The 18,554-nt window shown below is 68.9% G+C and carries 19 protein-coding genes; 8 read left to right on the top strand and 11 right to left on the bottom strand.

The genetic code is table 11. The features are described 5' to 3' along the window. Positions 1 to 2 precede the first annotated feature (2 nt). From ACFLIT_RS04220 to ACFLIT_RS04205, 4 genes are all read right to left on the bottom strand, one after another. Entirely contained in the window at positions 3 to 932 is a 930-nt protein-coding gene (locus ACFLIT_RS04220; RefSeq protein WP_479909947.1) for an alpha/beta fold hydrolase, read from the bottom strand. Between the two features lie 6 nt (positions 933 to 938). Further along, positions 939 to 1,247: an SCP2 sterol-binding domain-containing protein gene (locus ACFLIT_RS04215; protein WP_479909946.1), complete on the bottom strand. Its 309-nt coding sequence runs from the start codon at positions 1,245 to 1,247 to the stop codon at positions 939 to 941. 78 nt (positions 1,248 to 1,325) lie between these two features. After that, a complete protein-coding gene (locus ACFLIT_RS04210) occupies positions 1,326 to 1,970 on the bottom strand; it encodes a hypothetical protein (protein ID WP_479909945.1) in 645 nt (214 codons plus the stop codon). Beyond that, on the bottom strand, positions 1,967 to 2,884 hold the full coding sequence (locus ACFLIT_RS04205; RefSeq protein ID WP_479909944.1) for a class I SAM-dependent methyltransferase: 918 nt from the start codon (positions 2,882 to 2,884) through the stop codon (positions 1,967 to 1,969). The genes ACFLIT_RS04210 and ACFLIT_RS04205 overlap by 4 nt, the downstream gene beginning before the upstream one ends. Before the next feature lie 221 nt (positions 2,885 to 3,105). On the opposite strand from ACFLIT_RS04205, the gene ACFLIT_RS04200 reads away from it, so the two are divergent. After that, positions 3,106 to 3,561, top strand: coding sequence for an Hsp20 family protein (locus ACFLIT_RS04200; RefSeq protein WP_479909943.1), 456 nt, complete (start codon positions 3,106 to 3,108; stop codon positions 3,559 to 3,561). A 77-nt stretch (positions 3,562 to 3,638) separates the two neighbouring features. Here ACFLIT_RS04200 and ACFLIT_RS04195 read toward each other — a convergent pair whose 3' ends face one another. From ACFLIT_RS04195 to gpmA, 3 genes are all read right to left on the bottom strand, one after another. After that, on the bottom strand, positions 3,639 to 4,901 hold the full coding sequence (locus ACFLIT_RS04195; RefSeq protein WP_479909942.1) for a pentapeptide repeat-containing protein: 1,263 nt from the start codon (positions 4,899 to 4,901) through the stop codon (positions 3,639 to 3,641). 81 nt (positions 4,902 to 4,982) lie between these two features. Continuing rightward, a complete protein-coding gene (locus tag ACFLIT_RS04190; RefSeq protein WP_479909941.1) occupies positions 4,983 to 6,239 on the bottom strand; it encodes a pentapeptide repeat-containing protein in 1,257 nt (418 codons plus the stop codon). Between the two features lie 117 nt (positions 6,240 to 6,356). After that, positions 6,357 to 7,067 (bottom strand): 2,3-diphosphoglycerate-dependent phosphoglycerate mutase, encoded by a 711-nt coding sequence (gene gpmA / locus ACFLIT_RS04185; protein ID WP_479909940.1) that lies wholly within the window; start codon positions 7,065 to 7,067, stop codon positions 6,357 to 6,359. A gap of 81 nt (positions 7,068 to 7,148) precedes the next feature. On the opposite strand from gpmA, the gene ACFLIT_RS04180 reads away from it, so the two are divergent. The 5 genes from ACFLIT_RS04180 to ACFLIT_RS04160 all read left to right on the top strand — a co-directional run bounded on the left by ACFLIT_RS04180 (position 7,149) and on the right by ACFLIT_RS04160 (position 11,656). Next, positions 7,149 to 7,427: a hypothetical protein gene (locus ACFLIT_RS04180; RefSeq protein WP_479909939.1), complete on the top strand. Its 279-nt coding sequence runs from the start codon at positions 7,149 to 7,151 to the stop codon at positions 7,425 to 7,427. Next, complete coding sequence (locus ACFLIT_RS04175; protein ID WP_479909938.1) at positions 7,424 to 8,380, top strand: KpsF/GutQ family sugar-phosphate isomerase; 957 nt, start codon at positions 7,424 to 7,426, stop codon at positions 8,378 to 8,380. The genes ACFLIT_RS04180 and ACFLIT_RS04175 overlap by 4 nt, the downstream gene beginning before the upstream one ends. Positions 8,381 to 8,454: 74 nt before the next feature. Further along, positions 8,455 to 9,954 carry a phosphomannomutase/phosphoglucomutase gene (locus ACFLIT_RS04170; RefSeq protein WP_479909937.1) on the top strand — a complete coding sequence of 500 codons (1,500 nt, stop codon included), beginning with the start codon at positions 8,455 to 8,457 and terminating at the stop codon, positions 9,952 to 9,954. Between the two features lie 254 nt (positions 9,955 to 10,208). Beyond that, positions 10,209 to 11,129, top strand: a complete 921-nt coding sequence (locus tag ACFLIT_RS04165) for a DNA/RNA non-specific endonuclease (RefSeq protein WP_479909936.1) — start codon at positions 10,209 to 10,211, stop codon at positions 11,127 to 11,129. Continuing rightward, positions 11,126 to 11,656 carry an SMI1/KNR4 family protein gene (locus ACFLIT_RS04160; protein ID WP_479909935.1) on the top strand — a complete coding sequence of 177 codons (531 nt, stop codon included), beginning with the start codon at positions 11,126 to 11,128 and terminating at the stop codon, positions 11,654 to 11,656. The genes ACFLIT_RS04165 and ACFLIT_RS04160 overlap by 4 nt, the downstream gene beginning before the upstream one ends. 60 nt (positions 11,657 to 11,716) lie before the next feature. Here ACFLIT_RS04160 and ACFLIT_RS04155 read toward each other — a convergent pair whose 3' ends face one another. The 3 genes from ACFLIT_RS04155 to glmM all read right to left on the bottom strand — a co-directional run bounded on the left by ACFLIT_RS04155 (position 11,717) and on the right by glmM (position 14,103). Next, a complete protein-coding gene (locus ACFLIT_RS04155; protein ID WP_479909934.1) occupies positions 11,717 to 12,202 on the bottom strand; it encodes an SRPBCC family protein in 486 nt (161 codons plus the stop codon). Positions 12,203 to 12,213: 11 nt separating this feature from the next. Continuing rightward, positions 12,214 to 12,552, bottom strand: a complete 339-nt coding sequence (locus ACFLIT_RS04150) for an ArsR/SmtB family transcription factor (RefSeq protein WP_479909933.1) — start codon at positions 12,550 to 12,552, stop codon at positions 12,214 to 12,216. A gap of 198 nt (positions 12,553 to 12,750) precedes the next feature. Continuing rightward, a complete protein-coding gene (glmM, locus tag ACFLIT_RS04145; RefSeq protein ID WP_479909932.1) occupies positions 12,751 to 14,103 on the bottom strand; it encodes a phosphoglucosamine mutase in 1,353 nt (450 codons plus the stop codon). A gap of 148 nt (positions 14,104 to 14,251) precedes the next feature. Here glmM and glmS point away from each other — a divergent pair, with 148 nt between their 5' ends. Then, complete coding sequence (gene glmS / locus ACFLIT_RS04140; RefSeq protein ID WP_479909931.1) at positions 14,252 to 16,072, top strand: glutamine--fructose-6-phosphate transaminase (isomerizing); 1,821 nt, start codon at positions 14,252 to 14,254, stop codon at positions 16,070 to 16,072. Positions 16,073 to 16,282: 210 nt separating this feature from the next. Continuing rightward, positions 16,283 to 17,146: a Rossmann-fold NAD(P)-binding domain-containing protein gene (locus tag ACFLIT_RS04135; protein ID WP_479909930.1), complete on the top strand. Its 864-nt coding sequence runs from the start codon at positions 16,283 to 16,285 to the stop codon at positions 17,144 to 17,146. Here the strand turns inward: ACFLIT_RS04135 and ACFLIT_RS04130 are convergent. Further along, positions 17,143 to 18,345, bottom strand: a complete 1,203-nt coding sequence (locus ACFLIT_RS04130) for a TetR/AcrR family transcriptional regulator (protein WP_479909929.1) — start codon at positions 18,343 to 18,345, stop codon at positions 17,143 to 17,145. The genes ACFLIT_RS04135 and ACFLIT_RS04130 overlap by 4 nt on opposite strands. Positions 18,346 to 18,554: the final 209 nt, after the last annotated feature.

The following is an 18,554-nucleotide window of genomic DNA, read 5'->3' as shown; positions in this document are numbered from 1 at the left end:
CGTCAAGCCAGGACGTCGAACTCCCGCCAGAACACCGCCCGCAGGTCGTCCGTCTCCTGCAGGATTTCGTGCCGCGCGCCGGCTATCGTCACCAGCTTGCCTTGCGGCAGTCGCTCCGCCGCATAGGCCTGGGCGGCGTTGTCGACGATCTGATCCTCGCCGGCCGACAGGATCGTGACCGGGAGGCGCACGCCCGCCAGCAGGCGCGGCTGGCGCAGCCGGCGCATCGCGCTCAGCGCCGAGTTCAGCCAGCTCCAGGTCGGGGCGCCGAGCGCCAGGTCGGGGCAGGCCTTCAGCGTCGCCGCGATCCGGTCCCACCGCCGGCGGTCATGGGTTAGCAGATTGCCCTCGAAGCGCTCGTAGAACAGGTCGCCGTTGCGACCGGTGAGACCTCCGCCACGCCCCGCCCACGTCAGGGCGGCGCTGACGCCCGTGGCCAGCCAAAGCGGCTCCTTGATCACGATGCCCAGCATCGGCGCGCAGAGAATGGCCGCCTTGAAGCGATCCTCCCCGTCCACCAGGGCGCCCAGGGCCAGGCAGCCCCCCATCGAATGGCCGATCATCAGCCAGGGCTTCGGCGCCCGCGCCTCATAGGCGTCGAGCATGGTCCGGTAGTCGTCGACCAGGCCCTCGAAGCTCGCCGCGTGACCGGCCAGCCGGTCGGGCAGGGCCCGCTGCGACAGCCCCTGCCCGCGCCAGTCGTGGATCAGCACCGCATAGCCGCGCGCCGTCAGTTCGCCGGCCACTTCGAGGTATTTCTCGATCGGCTCGGTGCGCCCTGGGCTGACCACCACCGAGCCTCGGCCCTCGCCGGTCGCCGGGAACAGCGCCACGCGCAGGCGCGCCCCGTCGCGCGCGACGAACCACTCGGCCGCCGCGCCGGCCGGAACCGGCGTCTCGGGCAAGCCGATCAGCGGCGCGGCTTCGGGCACCCGGGATCAGCGAACGCGCTGGAAGAGGGCGATCAGCTTGGGCTGCAGGGCCATGGCGGCCATCATGTCCGAAAGTTGCAGACGCCCGCTCATCACCGCCGAGGTGGCGTCGAGCCGGCCCGCGGCGAGCTCCTGCAGGTCGGACATGGTGGTGGTCAGGGTCAGGTCGGCCGGGGCGTCCTCATTGGTCACCGCGTCGCCGTCGATGTGAATGAAGCCGTCGCCCTTCAGGTTGAACTTCAGGCTCTTGCCGAGGCCGCTGTCGCCGCCCACGGCGTCGCGGATCTTGTCGGTGATCTCTTGCAGGGTCGCCATGGCCGTTCCTCCGCCTGTTGCGCGATCTGGATAGGCCGGAGGCCGGCGCCCGGCAAGATCACGCGGGGAAGGAGATTTCTACTTGTCCGCCTCGAAGCGGATATGGGTCGGCGGCTTGGGGAAGCGCACCGCCCGCGCGCCCTTCAGGGCCACCGGATCGAAGGTCGGCCCCTCCTTGGCCATCGGCAGATCGACTTCGCGACCGTCGGCCATCACCGCCTTGCCGGACGGGACGCCGACGAAGGTCACCCGGTTCACCTTCGGCACCAGCGACGCCAGCATCCCGAGCTTGCTGGCGACGCCGGTGTTGACCTGCGATAGGGCGGGCGTGAACTGGGCCGTGGGCATTTCTGCGGCCGGCCTGGCGGTGGATTCCACCAGCATGCTCACCGCCACCTTGCCGATGCCGTCGTCGATCCCGACCTGCGGCTTGCCGGCCAGTTGAGCCGCCGTCGGCAGGCGCGTGAAGCGGCCCTCGGCGTCGACCGGCAACGGGGTGCGCTTGCCGTCGGCCTCGACCAGGGTGACGTCGGCGACCACCGGCTTGCCGGACTGGCGCAGCGCATAGCCCATGGTGAACAGGTTGCGCTCGGCCGGGGTCAGCGACTGATAGGCGCTCAGGAAGCCGAACACCTGGCGGGCGTCGACCAGCCGCTCGGCGGCCTGCGCGCCGAAGGCCGTGAGGCCGAGCGCGATCCCGGCGGCGAACGCGAGACGCCTCACGCCGGCTTCCGGAAACGCAGCGTCATGCGGTCGCTCTCGCCGATGGCGTCGTACTTCGCATGGTCGAAGCCCTCACGCGCCGCCTCGCCGCGCGGGGCGGTCAGGCGGGTGGGCGGCAGGGTCCAGACGCCGAACGGATGGTCCTTGGTGTCCTTCGGGTTGGCGTTGATCTCGCTCGCGCCGTCGGCGACGAAGCCGGCGTCCTGCGCCAGCTGCGCCACATAGGCCTGCTGCACATAGCCCGAGGCCGCCAGCACATCCTGCACCCCGCCGGGATCGCCGCGATGCTCCTCGATCCCCAGCACGCCGCCGGGCTTCAGGGCCGCGAAGGCGTCGTGGAACGCCTTGTCGATCACGCCGGCCGCCATCCAGTTATGGACGTTGCGCAGGAACAGCACGCGATCCGCCGTACCCGCAGGCGCCACCGGGCCGCTGGTCGGGCCGAAGGCGGTGACCTCGACCTGGCCGTAGATACGCGGACGGCCGGTGAATTTGCCGCGATAAGCCTCGACGATCTCGGCGGCCGCCGGTTCGCTGGGATCGTCCGCCTGCAGTTGCGCCGCGTAGAGCTTGCCGCCCGTCGCCGCCAGGAACGGGGCCAGGATATCGCTGTACCAACCGGCGCCCGGCCAGAACTCGACCACGGTCATGCCGGGCTGGACGCCCCAGAACTTCAGGGTCTCGACGGGATGGCGCCATGGGTCGCGGGCCTTGTCGGCCGGGGCGCGCCATTCGCCGGCCACCGCGGCCTCCAGCGTCGTCGGACGGCCCATGCGTATCGGCGCGGCGGGGGCGGCCTTCTGCGCCTCGCCCTTGCGCTGGCAAGCCGCGAGGCCTGCCGCGCCGAGCACCACGCCGCCCAGCACCGCGCGCCGTGACCATTGCCCCAAGCTGGGGGGCCGCCGATCCGTCATCCGTTTTCCTTGCGCTGCTGTCGCCTCCCGAAGGGCTTAGACTGCACCGTCGATGTGGTCAAAGCGGGGCGGCGGCGCCCCCTTGAACCGCAAAACCCGCCCCCTATCTCGTTAGACGAAGGCGCTGGATGACCGGGCCTTCCGAGCCGCAGATCGGGGCCTCTCGGGGACCGGCCGAAGGCTCGTCACATCGAACCTTGCTTGACGAGAAGGATCGCGACATGCGCATCGACCTTACCCCCCTCTACCGTTCCGCCGTCGGTTTCGACCGCCTGGCCGGCCTGCTCGACGCGGCCGCCGCCAGCGAAGGCCCCACCGGCTATCCGCCCTACAACATCGAGCGGACCGACGAGAACGCCTACCGCATCGAGATCGCCGTCGCCGGCTTCAAGCCGGAAGAGCTCTCGATCGAGGTCAAAGAGAATTTGCTTACCGTCCAGGGCCGCAAGACGGCCAATGACGAAACCCGCCGCTTCCTGCATCGCGGCCTCGCCGAGCGTAATTTCGAGCGCCGCTTCCAGCTCGCCGACTATGTCGTCGTAAAGGACGCCGCCCTGGCTGACGGCCTGCTGTCGATTTCTCTGCAGCGTGAAGTGCCGGAAGCCCTCAAGGCCCGCCGGATCGAGATCGCGACCACCGCGTCACAACCGGCCATCGAAGGCCAGACGGCGGCCTAATCGCTTTTTCCCGATTTCTCCCCCCGACTTCGGGCGGCGCAGCGATGCGCCGCCCTTTTTCGTGTCCAGGGTGAGGGTCAGCCCTGAGCCTGCGGCCTCAGCCCGATCGCCTCGCTCAGATCGGTCCGCAGGCTGGCCTGCTGCAGTTTGGCGCCGGTGAAATCGGCTCCGCGCAGGTCGGCGTCGTCGAAGGCGGCCTGGGTCAGGTCGGCGATCTGGAATTGGGTGTAACGCAGGCGCGCGGTGGCCAGCCCGGCGGCCGTCGCACGGCCCACGCCCAGCGGCAGGGGCGAAAGATGCGCGCCGCGCAGGTCGGCCTTGGTCAGGTTGGCGCCGGCCAGGCGCGCGCCGCGCAGGTCGGCCTGGCGCAGATCGCAGCAGCGCAAATCCGCCCCTTCCAGGTTCGCCCCTTGCAGATGGGCGCCGGAAAGGTCGAGCCCGACGAGACACGCGCCCTTGGCGCTCATCGCCGTGAGGCGCACGCCCTTCAGCTTGTCGGCCAGGGGCCGCAGATCCTCGCCGTCCAGCTTGGCGGGCGCGCCGCGCTTGCCGCCGCTCTGGCACCAGGCGTGGTTGGCCATCATCAGCTCGAACAGATCCTTCGCCCGCGCGTACGCCTGCGGCGTGGGCGAGCTCAACGCGCCGCCCAGCTTGGCGCCGGAGGTGCGGGCGGTAGCCAGGTCGCTGCCGGAGATCACCGCGCCCTGCAGATTGGCCCCTTCGAGATTCGCCCCCCGCACGTCGGCGTTGTCGAGCACCGCGCCCGAGAGGTCGGCGTCCTTCAGATTGGCGCCGAACAGTTTCACGCCGCGCATGGAGCAGTCCGTGAAGTCCGCCGCGAAAGCCGACATCCCCTCCATCTGGGCCCCGTCGATCGTCGCGCCGGAGAAATTGACGCTATCGGCCTCGCCGATGCGCTTTTCGTGGGTCAGGGCCGCGAGGCCCTTGCGGGCGTGGGGAATGGCCACCTGGCCTTCGCGGAAGTCGGCCTGGGTGAGATCGGCCTGGGAAAGGTTCGCGCCGCGCAGGCAGCAGCCCCGCAGGTCGGCGCGGATCAGGACGGCCTGCCGCAGATCGGCCTTGCGCAGGTCGCAGCCGAAGAGATTGGCCCGCTCCAGGCGCGCGCGAACCAGCCGCGTCCCGTCGAGTATGGAGGCCGAAAGGTCGATCTCGGTCAGGTTACGGCCGACGAGATCCAGACCCGAAAGGTTGGCGAACCGCAGCGAGGCGCGCTTGCCGCCCGGCTTGCCGGTGACGAACCGCTCGTGCGCCGCGATCACCAGATCCAGCTCGGCCTGGGTCAGGCGGCGACGGCCCGCGAAATTTGCGAGTGCGCTCATCGTCTTGGAAGTCTCCCCCGAACCGGCGGAAAGCTAGCGGCCAAACCGCGACCGAACGGTTAACCGGCCGGCAAGGACGTTTCAGATGACGTCGTCGAGGCCCCGGGCGCCGGTGCGCTGCACGCCCATGAGATCGGCGTCCTTGAGCATGGCGTTGGTGAAATTCGCCCAGGAAAGGTCGGCGCCCGACAGATTCGCCCGTCGCAGGTCGACGCGGGCCAAGTCGGCGTTCTTGAGGACGGCCCCCGAGAGGTCGCAGGGCAGAAAGCGCTCGGCGGCGATCATCAGCGGCCCCATCTGCGCGTCCCGCAGATCGGCGCCGGAAAGCTTGGCGCGGGCCAGGCGGGCGCCGCGCAGGTCGGCGCGTCGCAGATTGCAGGCCCGCAGATCGGCGTCCTCGAGGTGGGCGCCCTGCAGCTGCACCCCTTCCATGTCGAGGCCGTAGAACACCGCCCCCTTGGCCGACAGCGCCGTCAGGTTGAAGCCCCGGATCGACTTCAGATTCCGCAGGTCGGCGTTGTTGAACACCGAGGGCGCGCCCTCGCGCCCGCCGGTCTCGCACCACAGGGCGTGAGCCTGGATCATCGCTTCATAGGGCATGTCGGTCACGGCCACGCCCGCCGGCCGATCGGTCAGCACGCCGGCGAGGTTCGCGGCGCTGACATTCCACGCCACCGTCTTGGCGCCGGTCAGCACCGCGTCGCGCAGATCCGCGCCCGAAAGATCGGCCCCGGAAAGGTCCGCCCCGGAAAGGTTCGCGCCGGTCATCGTCGCCGACTTGAGGTTGGCCCGGACCAGCTTGCAGTCCTTCATCACCGCGTCGGTGAAGTCGGCCGACACGGCCACGATGCCGGTCAGGCGCGAGCGCTCCAGATTGGCGCCGGCCAGGATGGCGCCGTGGGCGTGGCTGGCGCGCTGTAGGTGCTCCAGCACCCGATAGCCCCGAGCCTTGTCGGCGGCGGCGATGGCGCCTTCCCGCAGATCGGCCTCGAACATGTCGGCGCCGGAAAGATCGGCCCCGCGCAGACAGGCCCCACGCAGGTCGGCGCGCCGCAGCGAGGCGCCGACGAGGCGGACGCCCTGCAGGTCGGCCCCGAACAGATTGGCGTTGTCGAGGCGCGCGCCCGAAAGGTCGGCCCCATCCAGCAGGGCGCCCGAGAAGTCGGCGTCGCAGAGGTTGCGGTCCCTCAGGCTCAGGCCCGACAGATCGGCGAAGGTGAACACGGCGCGCGCGCCGCCGGGGCGCGCGGTCCACAGCCGATCGTGGCGCGCGCAGATGACGTCGACCTCCTGCTGGGTCAGACGACGGCGCGCCTCATCGGGCGCCAGCGCGCTCATCGCACGGGGTCCTGCGTCGGGTTCATCGCGGCAAGGTGACGCGACATGCTTAACGAGCCCTTACGCGCCGCTCAAAAGGCCAGCAGAGTCAAAGGCCTCCAGCTTGACCGCACGAGCCTAGACGGTCGGCAGGGGCTCGGCGCGCGCCGTGTCGAGATAACGCGCCGCGGTCGGCTTCAGCGCGGCGTCGAGGTCGATGCGCAGCGGATTGCCGGTCGGGATCTCGAGATTGAGCACTTCGTCGGCCGAGAGGCCGAACAGCAGCTTGGCGATGGCGCGCAGCGAATTGCCGTGGGCGGCGATCAGCACCGTCTCGCCGGCCTTCAGCTTCGGCGCGATCTCGGCGTCCCAATAGGGCTGCACGCGGTCGAGGGTGGTCTTCAGGCTCTCGGTGGTCGGCAGGGTCTGACCCGCGTAGCGGGGGTCGGCCGCGAAGTCGTATTCGCCGCCCGGCGCCAGCTCCGGCGGAGGCGTGTCGTACGACCGACGCCAGATCTTCACCTGCTCCTCGCCATGCAGGGCGGCGGTCTCGGCCTTGTTCAAGCCGGTCAGGCCGCCGTAGTGGCGCTCGTTCAGGCGCCAGTCCTTGACCATCGGCAGGTCGCCCTGGCCGGCGGCCGCCAACGCGATCTCGGCGGTGCGGTTGGCGCGGGTCAGCACCGAGGAATAGACCCGGTCGAACTTCAGCCCCTCGGCGGCGATCAACTCGCCCCCGCGCTTGGCCTGGGCCTCGCCCTCGGCCGTCAGGTCGACGTCGACCCAGCCGGTGAAGCGGTTTTCGAGGTTCCATTGGCTCTGGCCATGGCGAAGCAGGACGAGGACGGACATCGAGACACTCCCGGGGGGCTGGCGGACCTCGGGGCGCTAAGCGCTGGCGAAGCGGGCGTCAAGGCGGCTATAGGAGCCTCGATGATCCCAGATCGCGTCTTCTTCACGGGCCTCGCCGTGCTGGCCGCCGTCCTGATCGCCCTGGCGATGGCTTGGCCGCAGGGCTACGGCGACTGGTCCCCCGCCCCCTTCGGCCACCTTCCGATCCAGCAGACGCCGGAGATGAAGGCGGCCATGAAGCGCGAGCACGAGGGCGCGATGCGCCGTCAGGAACAGGCCCGCCGCCAGGCGGCCGGCGAGGCCCCCGCCCCGCCCGCCGCGCCGTCGATGACCCCCAACCTGCGGCCGCCCCAACAATGAACGCGTTCGACGCCATCGAAGTCGGCCGCCGCGTCCTGGCGGTGGAAGCCGAGGGCCTCGCCGCCCTGGCCGGATCGCTGGACGACAGCTTCGTCCGCGCCGTCGAGGTGCTGTTCAACGCCCAGGGCCGCATCATCTGCACCGGCGTGGGCAAGTCCGGCCATGTGGGCCGCAAGATCGCCGCCACCCTGGCCTCCACCGGTTCGACGGCGATGTTCGTCCACGCCACCGAGGCCAGCCACGGCGACCTCGGCATGATCGGCGCGGGCGACGTGGTGCTGGCGCTCAGCAAGACCGGCGAGACGCGCGAGCTGGCCGACGTCATCGCCTACGCCAAGCGTTTCGCCATCCCGCTGATCGGCATGACCGCCTCGGCTGAGAGCGCGCTCGGCCGCGCCTCGGATATCCTGCTGCTGCTGCCCGACGCCCGCGAGGCCGCCGAGGCCCTCAACGCGCCGACCACCTCCACCACCCTGCAGATCGCCCTCGGCGACGCCCTCGCCGTCGCCCTGCTCGAACGCCGCGGCTTTACCCCGCAGGACTTCCGACTGTTTCATCCCGGCGGCAAGCTGGGCGCCATGCTGCGCACGGTCGGCGACCTGATGCACGGTGCGGACGAGCTGCCGCTGGTCGACGCCTCGACGCCGATGGCCGAGACCCTGCTCGCCATGACCCGGGGCCGGTTCGGCGCGGTCGCCGTGCGCGACGGCGAAGGCCGTCTGGCCGGCATGATCACCGACGGCGACCTGCGCCGCCACATGGATGGGTTGATGGGTCATTCCGCCGGCGAGGTGATGACGAAAAATCCTCTCACCATCGGCGCCGGCGCCCTGGCCGCCGAGGCCCTGCGGGTGATGAACGAGCGCAGCATCACCGTGCTGTTCGTGGTCGAAGACGCCCGCCCCGTGGGCGTTATCCACATTCACGATCTGCTTCGTGCAGGCATCGTCTGAAAAGTTAGGAACTAACGGCCTAGTTTCGCGCTGTGCAGCGCATTGCTCCTCAACGAGTTCCCAAGCGAGACCTCATGACCTTCACGCCCCGCGCCGACCTCGTCCCCAACACCGCCGCCTATGAGAACACGCCGCTGGTCAAGGCGACGGGCTTTCGCGAGTACGACGCGCGCTGGCTGTTCGGGCCGGACATCAACCTCCTGGGCGTCCAGGCCCTGGGCCTCGGGCTCGGCACCTACATCCAGGATCTCGGCCACTCGCGCATCGTGGTCGGCCACGACTTCCGCTCCTATTCCCTGACCATCAAGCAGGCCCTGACCCTCGGCCTCATCGAGGCCGGCTGCGAGGTGCTGGACATCGGCCTGGCCCTGTCGCCCACCGCCTACTTCGCCCAGTTCCACCTCGACGTTCCCTGCGTCGCCATGGTCACCGCCAGCCACAACGAAAACGGCTGGACGGGCGTGAAGATGGGCGCCCAGAAGCCCCTCACCTTCGGCCCCGAGGAGATGGGCGCGCTGAAGGACATCGTGCTCGGCGGCAAGTTCAAGCCCAAGGCCGGCGGCAAGCTGACCCGTGTCGAGGGCGTCACCGAGGCCTATATCGCCGACGTCGCCAAGCGCGCCCAGATCACCCGCCCGCTGAAGGTGATCTGCGCCTGCGGCAACGGCACGGCCGGCGCCTTCGCCCCCGAGGCCCTGACCCGCATGGGCGTCGAGGTGATCCCGATGGACACCGACCTCGACTACACCTTCCCGCGCTACAACCCGAACCCCGAAGACCACGAGATGCTGGTCTCGATGGCGGAGGAAGTGAAGAAGCACGGCGCCGACCTGGCGCTCGGCTTCGACGGCGACGGCGACCGTTGCGGCGTGGTCGACGACGAAGGCGAGGAAATCTTCGCCGACAAGATCGGCCTGATGCTGGCCCGCGACCTGGCCCCCCTGCACAAGGGCGCGACCTTCATCGTCGACGTGAAGTCCACGGGCCTCTACGCCACCGACCCGATCCTGGCCGAGAACGGCTGCACCACCATCTACTGGAAGACCGGCCACAGCTACATCAAGCGCAAGACCGCCGAGGTCGGCGCCCTGGCCGGCTTCGAGAAGTCGGGCCACTTCTTCCTCGCCGGCGATCTCGGCCGCGGCTACGACGACGGCCTGGTGGCCGCCGCCGCCGTGCTGTCGATGCTCGACCGCAACCCGGGCAAGAAGCTCTCCGAGCTGAAGAAGGCCCTGCCGGTGGCCTACACCTCCCTGACCATGAGCCCGCACGCGGCCGACGAGGTGAAGTACGACGTCGTCGCCCGCATCGTGAAGGAATACGAAGACCTGGCCGCCGCCGGCGGCTCGATCCTCGGCCGCAAGATCAAGGACGTGGTCACCGTCAACGGCGTGCGCGTCGCGCTGGAAGACGGCTCGTGGCTGCTGGTCCGCGCCTCGTCGAACAAGCCCGAGATGGTCGTGGTGGTCGAAAGCACCCAGAGCGCCGACGACATGCGCGCCCTGTTCCGCGAGGAAGTGAAGCCGCGCCTCGCCAAACACCCGGAAGTGGGCAGCTACAACCAGGAAATCTGATCCCACACCTCCGCTCATCCCGGCGAAGGCCGGGAACCAAGCTGAGGATCAGGCAAGACCGAAAGGGGCGCAGCCGCACGGCCGCGCCCCTTCTTTTATGCTCATGCTTCGAACCTGGGGTTCGAGCGTGGGCTGATGACTTAGTCGTGGAAAGTTCTCCTTTTGTTCTTTTAATAGCCTCTTCCTCGTGAGACGATGGAAGCGTTCAGGCGGCGCCGCAAAGCGCCTGTTCTTGGTTCGAACTTGGAGATCAAATGGGTTCTCAGCCGCAGCAAAAGGCGAAGCCTTTCAGCCCTAACACCTCGGCGCGCACCAACGAACGACCGCGTTTCAACGGCCCGTTGAGCGGTGCGCCCAGCCCGGCCCCGGCGGCCTCATGGTACTCAAACACACCTCGGTTCCAAGATCAGCCGCCTCTTCGGAACGGCATGGTCACCATCGGAGGGCAGACCTACCGGGAGATCGATGATGGGCGCGCCAACATGCTTGCTTCGACGGTTTCGCCGGAAGAACAGGAAGAGCGTCGCCGAGCTATGGAGCGCATTCGCTTCATGGCGAATAACCCGCTCGGGGCCTCAGCCTATGGGATCGCGACCGTCGCGGGAGCCTCACCGCAGATGCGGGACTCGGCGCTTGTTGGTGGCTCGCTTCTCGATCTAGGAACTCAAGGCGTCGCATTCGGCGCAACCCGCGTGCGAGGACCGCTCGCGCCACCGCCTAAGCAACCCCCGCTTCCCAGCCTGCGGCGAGAACCGCTCCGGTACGCCCAGGTTAACGAACAAGGTCAGGCGGGAACGGCTAATGCTCTGATTACACCCGACATGCTGCGCACCGGTACAAGGGCCAACCAAAAGGTCGAGCCGCCGGGCTGGCTTGGCGCTCCGAAAAAGAACAAGCAGCAAAGAGGGCATACTATCGCCAAGCAGTTTGGCGGTCTTGGCGACAGTCCAGAGCATATGGTGACAATGGATCAGAGGGCCAATCAGTCAGATATGCAACGTGCAGAGAATGCTATCCGAAAGCGTGTGAAGGGCGGGGAGATCGTCGAGTTGACGACCGCGCCCATTTACACTCGGGGCGTCCTTGCGCCCACCTCCCTCCTGATGATGAGCAATAGTGCTCGAAATGGCTTCGATGCCAGGATTATTCGGAACCCAGCGCGACGCCAGCCATGACCATACAGAACCTCCTGAAAGTCCTGCCGCCGCCGGCGGCGCCCACCTACACCTTCGATGGTCCCTGGGAGCCGATCGAGGCCGAGATCGGGACGCCCCTACCGCAGGACTACAAGGCCCTCGCCAAGATTTATGGCGACGGCCAATTCTTCGGAGGTCTCGGTCTTCTGATGCCGATCGGGCCCGGCCCCGGCGGACTGCTCCTTCCGAGCATATACGAAGTACAGAGAGACTTCGTTCGCGATTACCCGTCTATCCGCATGTGGCCCCAGCCAGGCGGATTGCTGGCTTGCGGAAGCGTAGATACCGGCCTCACGCTCTTCTGGCTGACGCGAGGACCGGTGGACGAATGGCCGATAGTCGTTTGGGACCATAAGTGGTTCGACGAGGAAGCCGAGTTGGTCGAATGCGACCTCACCGATTTCATCGCCGGGCTCATTAGCGGAACGATCAGGCCCAGGGCCCTTTCTTCCCTGGAATTGGAAGAGGGCGAGCAGGCTTTCGTTCCCACGGATGTCGGGGATTAGACTTCGAAGCCCGCTGGCGTCACGCGATGCGAAGTGTGAAGGCGACCTTGCGGAACATGGTCAGACGGTCTCCTCCGCCAGGATGGCGTCCAGCCGCTGGTAGCCGGCTTCCATGCCGTCGCTCATGCCGCTCTGCAGGGCCATGTCGCGGCCTTCCTTGGTCTCGTAGGTGATGACCATGGTGTGCAGGGTCTTGCCGCCCTGGTCGACGAGGGTGCTGCGCACCAGCGCCTCGCCCTCGTACCAGCCCGGCTCGAAGCGCTCGGTCGCCGTCCAGCCGTCCGGCCGCGCGATCTCCTTGTAGACGCCGCCGATGGCCATGGTGTGCTGGCCGTCGTCGCTGGTCCACACGAAGCGATAGGCGCCGCCCACCCGGCCGTCGATCTCGCATTCGGGCATGGTCCAGCCGGGCGGACCGAGCAGCCAGCGGCGCACCAGGGCGGGTTCGAACCAGGCGCGGAAGATCAGCTCCGGCGGGGCGTCGAACGCGCGGTCGACCTGGATCTGGGTGTCGGAGGGCAGGCTTACCGTCAGGGGCTTGGTCATGGCGTTTCTCCTTAAGTCTTGGGGGTTTGGGACTTCAGTTCGTCAAGCAGGGCGTCGAGGGTGTCGAACCGCCGGCGCCACATCTCGCGGTAGCCTTCGAGCCAGCCGATCACCTCGTTGAAGGTCGCCAGCTCCACCTTCACCGGCCGCCTGGCGCCCTCGCGGCCGCGGGACACCAACCCCGCCTTCTCCAGCACCTTGAGATGCTTCGAGATCGCCGGCTGGCTCATGGCGAAAGGCTCCGCGAGCTCCATCACCGAGGCTTCGCCTTCGGCGAGGCGCACGAGGATGGCCCGGCGGGTGGGGTCGGCGAGGGCGGCGAAGGCCGCGTCGAGAGCGTCAGGGGTCATCTTGATAACCACTAGGTGATATAACCCAATGGCTATTATGATGGATGCGAGGAGTCAAGCGCCCTGCGCGAGCCTTCGTCTTCCTGAGCAGGCCGCGCGGCGGCCGTGTCGAAGGACGCAAAGCGGCGCCGCCACGCGTCCTTCGACACGCGGTCTACGACCGCTGCTCAGGATGACGATATCAGTAGAAGGGTGGCGTTAGCCCGCCGCGCTCTTCACCGCCCCCGCGATGTCCTTCACCAGGCCGGCGACCAGGCGTTCGTCGTCGCCCTCGGCCATGATGCGGATCAGGGGCTCGGTGCCGGAGGCGCGGACCAGGATGCGGCCCTTGTCGCCGAGCTTGGCCTCGGCGGTCTTGATGGCGTCCCGCACCTTGTCGTTCTCCAGCGGCTTGCCGCCGGCGAAGCGCACGTTTTCCAGCTTCTGCGGCGCGGGCTCGAACTGGCGGGATAGCCGGCTCATCGGCTGGCCGGAGCGTTGCATCACCGCCAGCACCTGCAGGGCCGCGATCAGGCCGTCGCCGGTGGTCGAGAAGTCGGACAGGATCAGGTGGCCCGACTGCTCGCCGCCCAGGTTGAAGCCGCCCTCGCGCATCTTCTGCATCACATAGCGGTCGCCGACATTGGTGCGGTGCAGGGCCAGTCCCTTGTGGGACAGGAACCGTTCGAGGCCGAGGTTCGACATCACGGTGGCCACCACGGCGCCGGCCTTCAGCTGGCCCGAAGCCGCCCAGTCGCCCGCGATCAGCGCCATGATCTGGTCGCCGTCGACCACGTGGCCCTTCTCGTCGCAGATGGTCAGGCGGTCGGCGTCGCCGTCCAGGGCGATGCCGATGTCGGCGCGATACTCGCGCACGGCCTTGGCCATGGCTTCCGGATGCGTGGAGCCGCACTCCTCGTTGATGTTGGTCCCGTCCGGCGTCACCCCGAGCGGGATCACGTCGGCGCCGAGTTCATAGAGGGCGGTCGGAGCCACCTTGTAGGCGGCGCCGTTGGCGCAATCGATCACGATGCGCAGACCCGCGAGGCTGAGGTCGCGCGGGAAGGTCGCCTTGACGATCTCGACATAGCGAGCCTGGGCGTCGTCGATGCGGCGCACGCGGCCGAGGGCGCGCGGCTCGGCTAGGCCTTCCTGCAGGCCTTCGTCCATGAAGGCCTCGATGCCGAGTTCCTGCTCGTCGGAAAGCTTGTAACCGTCGGGGCCGAACAGCTTGATGCCGTTGTCGGCGAAGTTGTTGTGCGAGGCCGAGATCATCACCCCGAGGTCGGCGCGCATCGAGCGGGTCATCATCGCCACCGCCGGGGTCGGCAGCGGGCCGAACAGGCGCACGTCCATGCCGACGCTGGCGAAACCCGCCACCAGGGCGGGCTCGATCATGTAGCCGGAGAGCCGCGTGTCCTTGCCGATCACCACCAGGTGGCGCCGGTCGTCCTGGCTGCGGAACAGCTTGCCGGCCGCCAGCCCCACGCGCAGGGCGACCTCGGCCGTCATCGGGTGCTTGTTGGCCTGCCCGCGAATGCCGTCGGTGCCGAAGTAGGTGCGCTTGCTCATCGAGGCTCTCCGCCGCATCGCCGAAACGCCCCACCTTGGAAACGAACGGAAATGCGGATTTACGTGCGGCGCTGTTGTCGAATGATAAAGGCGGGCGCCCACAACCAAGGCTAACGAGCCGCGGCTGCGAATCAAAGGACTTACGCCCATGTGCGGGATCATCGGCATCGTCGGGACCAGGCCGGTCACTGAGCGCTTGATCGACAGCCTCCGCCGGCTGGAATATCGCGGCTACGACAGCGCCGGCGTCGCCGCCCAGGTGAACGGCAAGCTCGAGCGCCGCCGGGCGCCCGGCAAGCTGCGCGAACTGGAAAAGGTGGTCGAGGCCGACCCCCTCGTCGCCACCACCGGCATCGGCCACACTCGCTGGGCCACCCACGGCGGGCCGACCGAACGCAACGCCCACCCCCACATCGCCGGCCGCGTGGCGGTGGTCCACAACGGCATCATCGAAAACTTCGCCGAGCTGAAGGCCGAACTTCAGGCCGCCGGCGCCGTGTTCGAGAGCGACACCGACACCGAGGTCGTCGCCCACCTGCTGAACCGCGAACTGGCCACCGGCCTTTCGCCCCTCGACGCTTTCAAGGCCACCCTCGATCGCCTCTCCGGCGCCTACGCCCTCAGCGTGCTGATCGGCGGCGAGAACGAGGTGATCCTCGGCGCCCGCAACGGCCCGCCCCTGGCGGTCGGCTATGGCGACGGGGAGATGTTCGTCGGCTCCGACGGCATGGCGCTCGGCCCCTTCACCAACCGCATCGCCTATCTGCATGACGGCGACTACGTGCTGGTCGACCACGCGGGGGCCAAGATTTTCGGCGCCGACGGCAAGCCGGTCGAGCGGCCGATCACCATCCTCTCGGCCAGCGCCGTGCTCATGGAGAAGGGCAACTATCGCCACTTCATGGAGAAGGAGATCCACGACCAGCCGGAGGGCTGCCAGCGCACCATCGCCGCCTATGTCGATCCGATCACCTCGCGCACCAAGGTCGCCGGCGATATCGACTGGGCCAATCTGGAACGCGTCCAGATCGTCGCCTGCGGCACCAGCTACATCGCCGGGGTCATCGGAAAGTACCTGATCGAGAAGCTGGCCGATCTGCCTGTGGACGTCGAGATCGCCTCGGAATTCCGCTATCGCGAACCGTCGATCCGCCCGACCTCGCTGGCCATCGCCATGTCGCAGTCGGGCGAGACGGCCGACACCCTCGCCGCCCTGCGCTACTGCACCGAGCGCGGCATGAAGAGCGGCGCGGTGCTCAACACCGTCGAGTCGACCATCGGCCGCGAGGTCGACGTGGTCTGGCCGATCCACTGCGGCCCCGAGATCGGCGTCGCCTCGACCAAGGCCTTCACCGCCCAGGTCGCCGTGCTGACCGCCCTGGCCATCAAGGCCGCCCATGCGCGCGGCAAGATCGACGACGCCGAGGAGCAGCGCCTGGTCCGCGTGCTGCTGGAGGCCCCGCGCCTGATGCAGGAAGCCATCGGCCTGGAGGACGCCGTCCGCGAGGTCGCCGCCGAAGTCGCCAAGGCCCGAGACGTGCTCTACCTCGGACGCGGCCCGATGTCGGCCCTGGCCCTCGAAGGCGCCCTGAAGCTCAAGGAAATCAGCTACATCCACGCCGAGGGCTATGCCGCCGGCGAGCTGAAGCACGGCCCCATCGCCCTGGTCGACGAGGCGACGCCGATCATCATCCTGGCGCCCTACGACAGCTATTACGAGAAGTCGGCGTCCAACATGAGCGAGGTGATGGCGCGTGGCGGCCCGGTGGTGTTCATCACCGACCCCGAGGGCGCCCGCCACGCCCCGCCCGGCGCCCGCGTGGTGATGACCGCCCCGCAATCCGACCCGCTGATCTCGCCGCTGGTCATGGCCGCCCCGATCCAGCTGCTGGCCTACCACGTCGCCGTGCTGAAGGGCGCGGACGTGGATCAGCCGCGGAATTTGGCGAAGTCGGTGACGGTGGAGTAGCGGATACGAAATCCCCGCCCTTCGAGGCTCGCTCGCCTGTCCTGAGGAGCCGCCGCAGGCGGCGTCTCGAAGGGCTCGCACCTCAGGGTGAGGATTTCGACTGCAACGCCTCAGTAGTCCTCATCCTGAGGCGCCGCGAAGCGGCCTCGAAGGACGAGGGCGGCCCCTCGGAGGTTCCCTCCCCGGCACGCTTCGTGCACCTTGCCGCCCGTGAAGCTCTTTCTGTTCGGTCATAGCTATACCGGCCAGGCGCTGATGCGCCGTCTCGCTCCCGAGGGCTGGTCCTTCGCGGTCACCGCCCGCGATCCGTCCCAGGCCGAGGCGCTGCGCGCGGCCGGCCACGAGGCCGTCGATCCGGCCAACCGGTTCAAGACCGCCGACGCCCTGGCCGACGCCGACGCCATCCTGATCTCCGCCCCGCCGACCGCGACCGGCTGTCCGGGCCTGGAGTCGATGGTTCCGGCCCTGGCCCTCGCCCAGGCCTTCCCCGACTGGATCGGCTACCTTTCCACCACCGGCGTCTACGGCGATCGCGGCGGCCGGTGGGTGTTCGAGGACAGCCCGCTTTCCGCCCAGTCGGTCGAGGGCGCCCGCCGGGTCGGCGCCGAGCGCGACTGGCGTCAGGTCGGGCGCGGCATGGGCCTGACGGTCTGCGCCTTCCGCCTGCCGGGCATCTACGGCCCCGGCCGCTCGGCCTTCGACAAGCTGCGCGAGGGCGTCGCCCGCCGGCCGGTCAAACCGGGACAGGTGTTCGGCCGCTGCCATGTGGACGACATCGCCGCCGGCCTGGCCGCCTCCATCGCGGCCCCGCGCGCCGGGGCGTCCTACAATCTTTGTGACGACGAACCGGCCCCTTCCGAGGAAGTCACCGCCTATGCGGCGCGGCTGCTGGGCATGGAGCCGCCGCCGGCCATGGCTTGGGACGCCGAACCCCTGTCGGCCGGCGCCGCCCGCTTCTGGGCCGAGAACCGCCGCGTCTCCAACGCCCGCGCCAAGGCCGAGCTCGGCTGGGCGCCGCAGTATCCGAGCTACCGCGAAGGCCTCGAGGCGATCCTGGCCGCGGAGCGCGGCTAGGCGGGCATGGGCCGCTGCGGCAGGACGGCCAGGGCGCCGGCCCACATCGCCTCGAGCAACGCACGCTGCGCGACTCGCGGCTGGGGATCAATGACGCAGGCGAACCAGCTGGAGGAGATGATCCGCGACATCGACCCGGCGTGGAGCGAACGAAGCTCGGGCGGGACCGCGAACAGCTGCTCCAGATTGCGGCCGAGCGTGCCGCCGTGCGCGAAGCGGATCACCGCCGCCGAGGCCGCCAGCTCCGGCCGGCGCACGGCCGCCAGGAACAGATGCCGCCGCCGCAGCGACGGCCCCCAGGGCCGGTCCGTCACCGCGTAGTCCACGATGCCGGCGAACAGCTGGTCGACGGTGAGCAGGTTGGTGCGCGGCCGCCAGGAGGGGTTTTCCTCGGGCGCGACCATGGTCATCACCTGGCCGCGCACCGCCCCGGCGGTCAGGTCCTCGGCGGTGCGGAAATGGTGCGTGACCGCGCCCGTGGTCACGCCGGCGCGGGCGGCGACGGCGCGATGGGTCAGGCCGCCCAGCCCCGCGTCTTCGACCACCGCCGCCGCCGCCTCGGCGATCTTCATCGCGGCCGGCGCCACCGCCCCCTCGGTGAGCACGCCCGCCGTATGTTCCGCCAGGGCGAAGGCTCCGGCCGGCGCGCGCTGCGTGCTCCCGAACCAGACATGCGCGGCATGGTCGCAAAGCTCACGCAGCGCCGCTCGCTCAAGCGCCGGCGACCAGGACGACAGATTGTAGAGCGCTTCGGATTCGAAGAGGGCGTGCATCAGCCGCGCCTCGGTCTCCCCCAGGCCGCAGCGGGTCGCCGCCCGCCGCCAGAAGTCACCCCACAGCCGGGCCCAGGCCAAGGCCGGCCCCGTCGCCGGGACCGTCGCCAGCGCCTCCTGATAGAGCAGCGCCAACGAGCGGCCGGTGGACGTCCACTCGGCGATCACCTGTTCGAGGGCCAGGGCGGCCCCGGCCGGACCGGTCGGCAGAGCCGCGATGTCGCACTCCACCCGTTCCTGCCAGCTTATCGTCGCCTCGACCCCATGGCCGAACGCCGCCGAGAACAAGTGTTCTATACCGCCGAAATTGTAATTGATGGCGCTGGCCGCGACCCCGGCCGCCGCCGCGACGGATCGCGCGGAGGTGGCGGCGGCGCCGCGAGTCGCGATCTGGTCGACCGCCGCCAGCGTGAGTCGTTCGGTCATCAGGTACTTTCAGCGCTGGCGAAGGGTAGCGGGCATCCGTCGCGACATCGGGGAAGCTTGCGTAACCGATAATTCTCGACCCCGAACCCCGAGCGCAAGCGTCATGACGCCGCGCCCGCCACCGTCATCAAGCCGCAACATAACATTCGTTCGAATGTCACCTGACATTCGTTCTAGCATCACGATGCAGGCCTAACGACCCCGCCAGC

This window comes from Caulobacter sp. HJHS_5, assembly GCF_056683955.1.
Note: the sequence above shows the minus strand (reverse complement) of the source record. Positions and strands in the feature narration are given on the sequence as shown.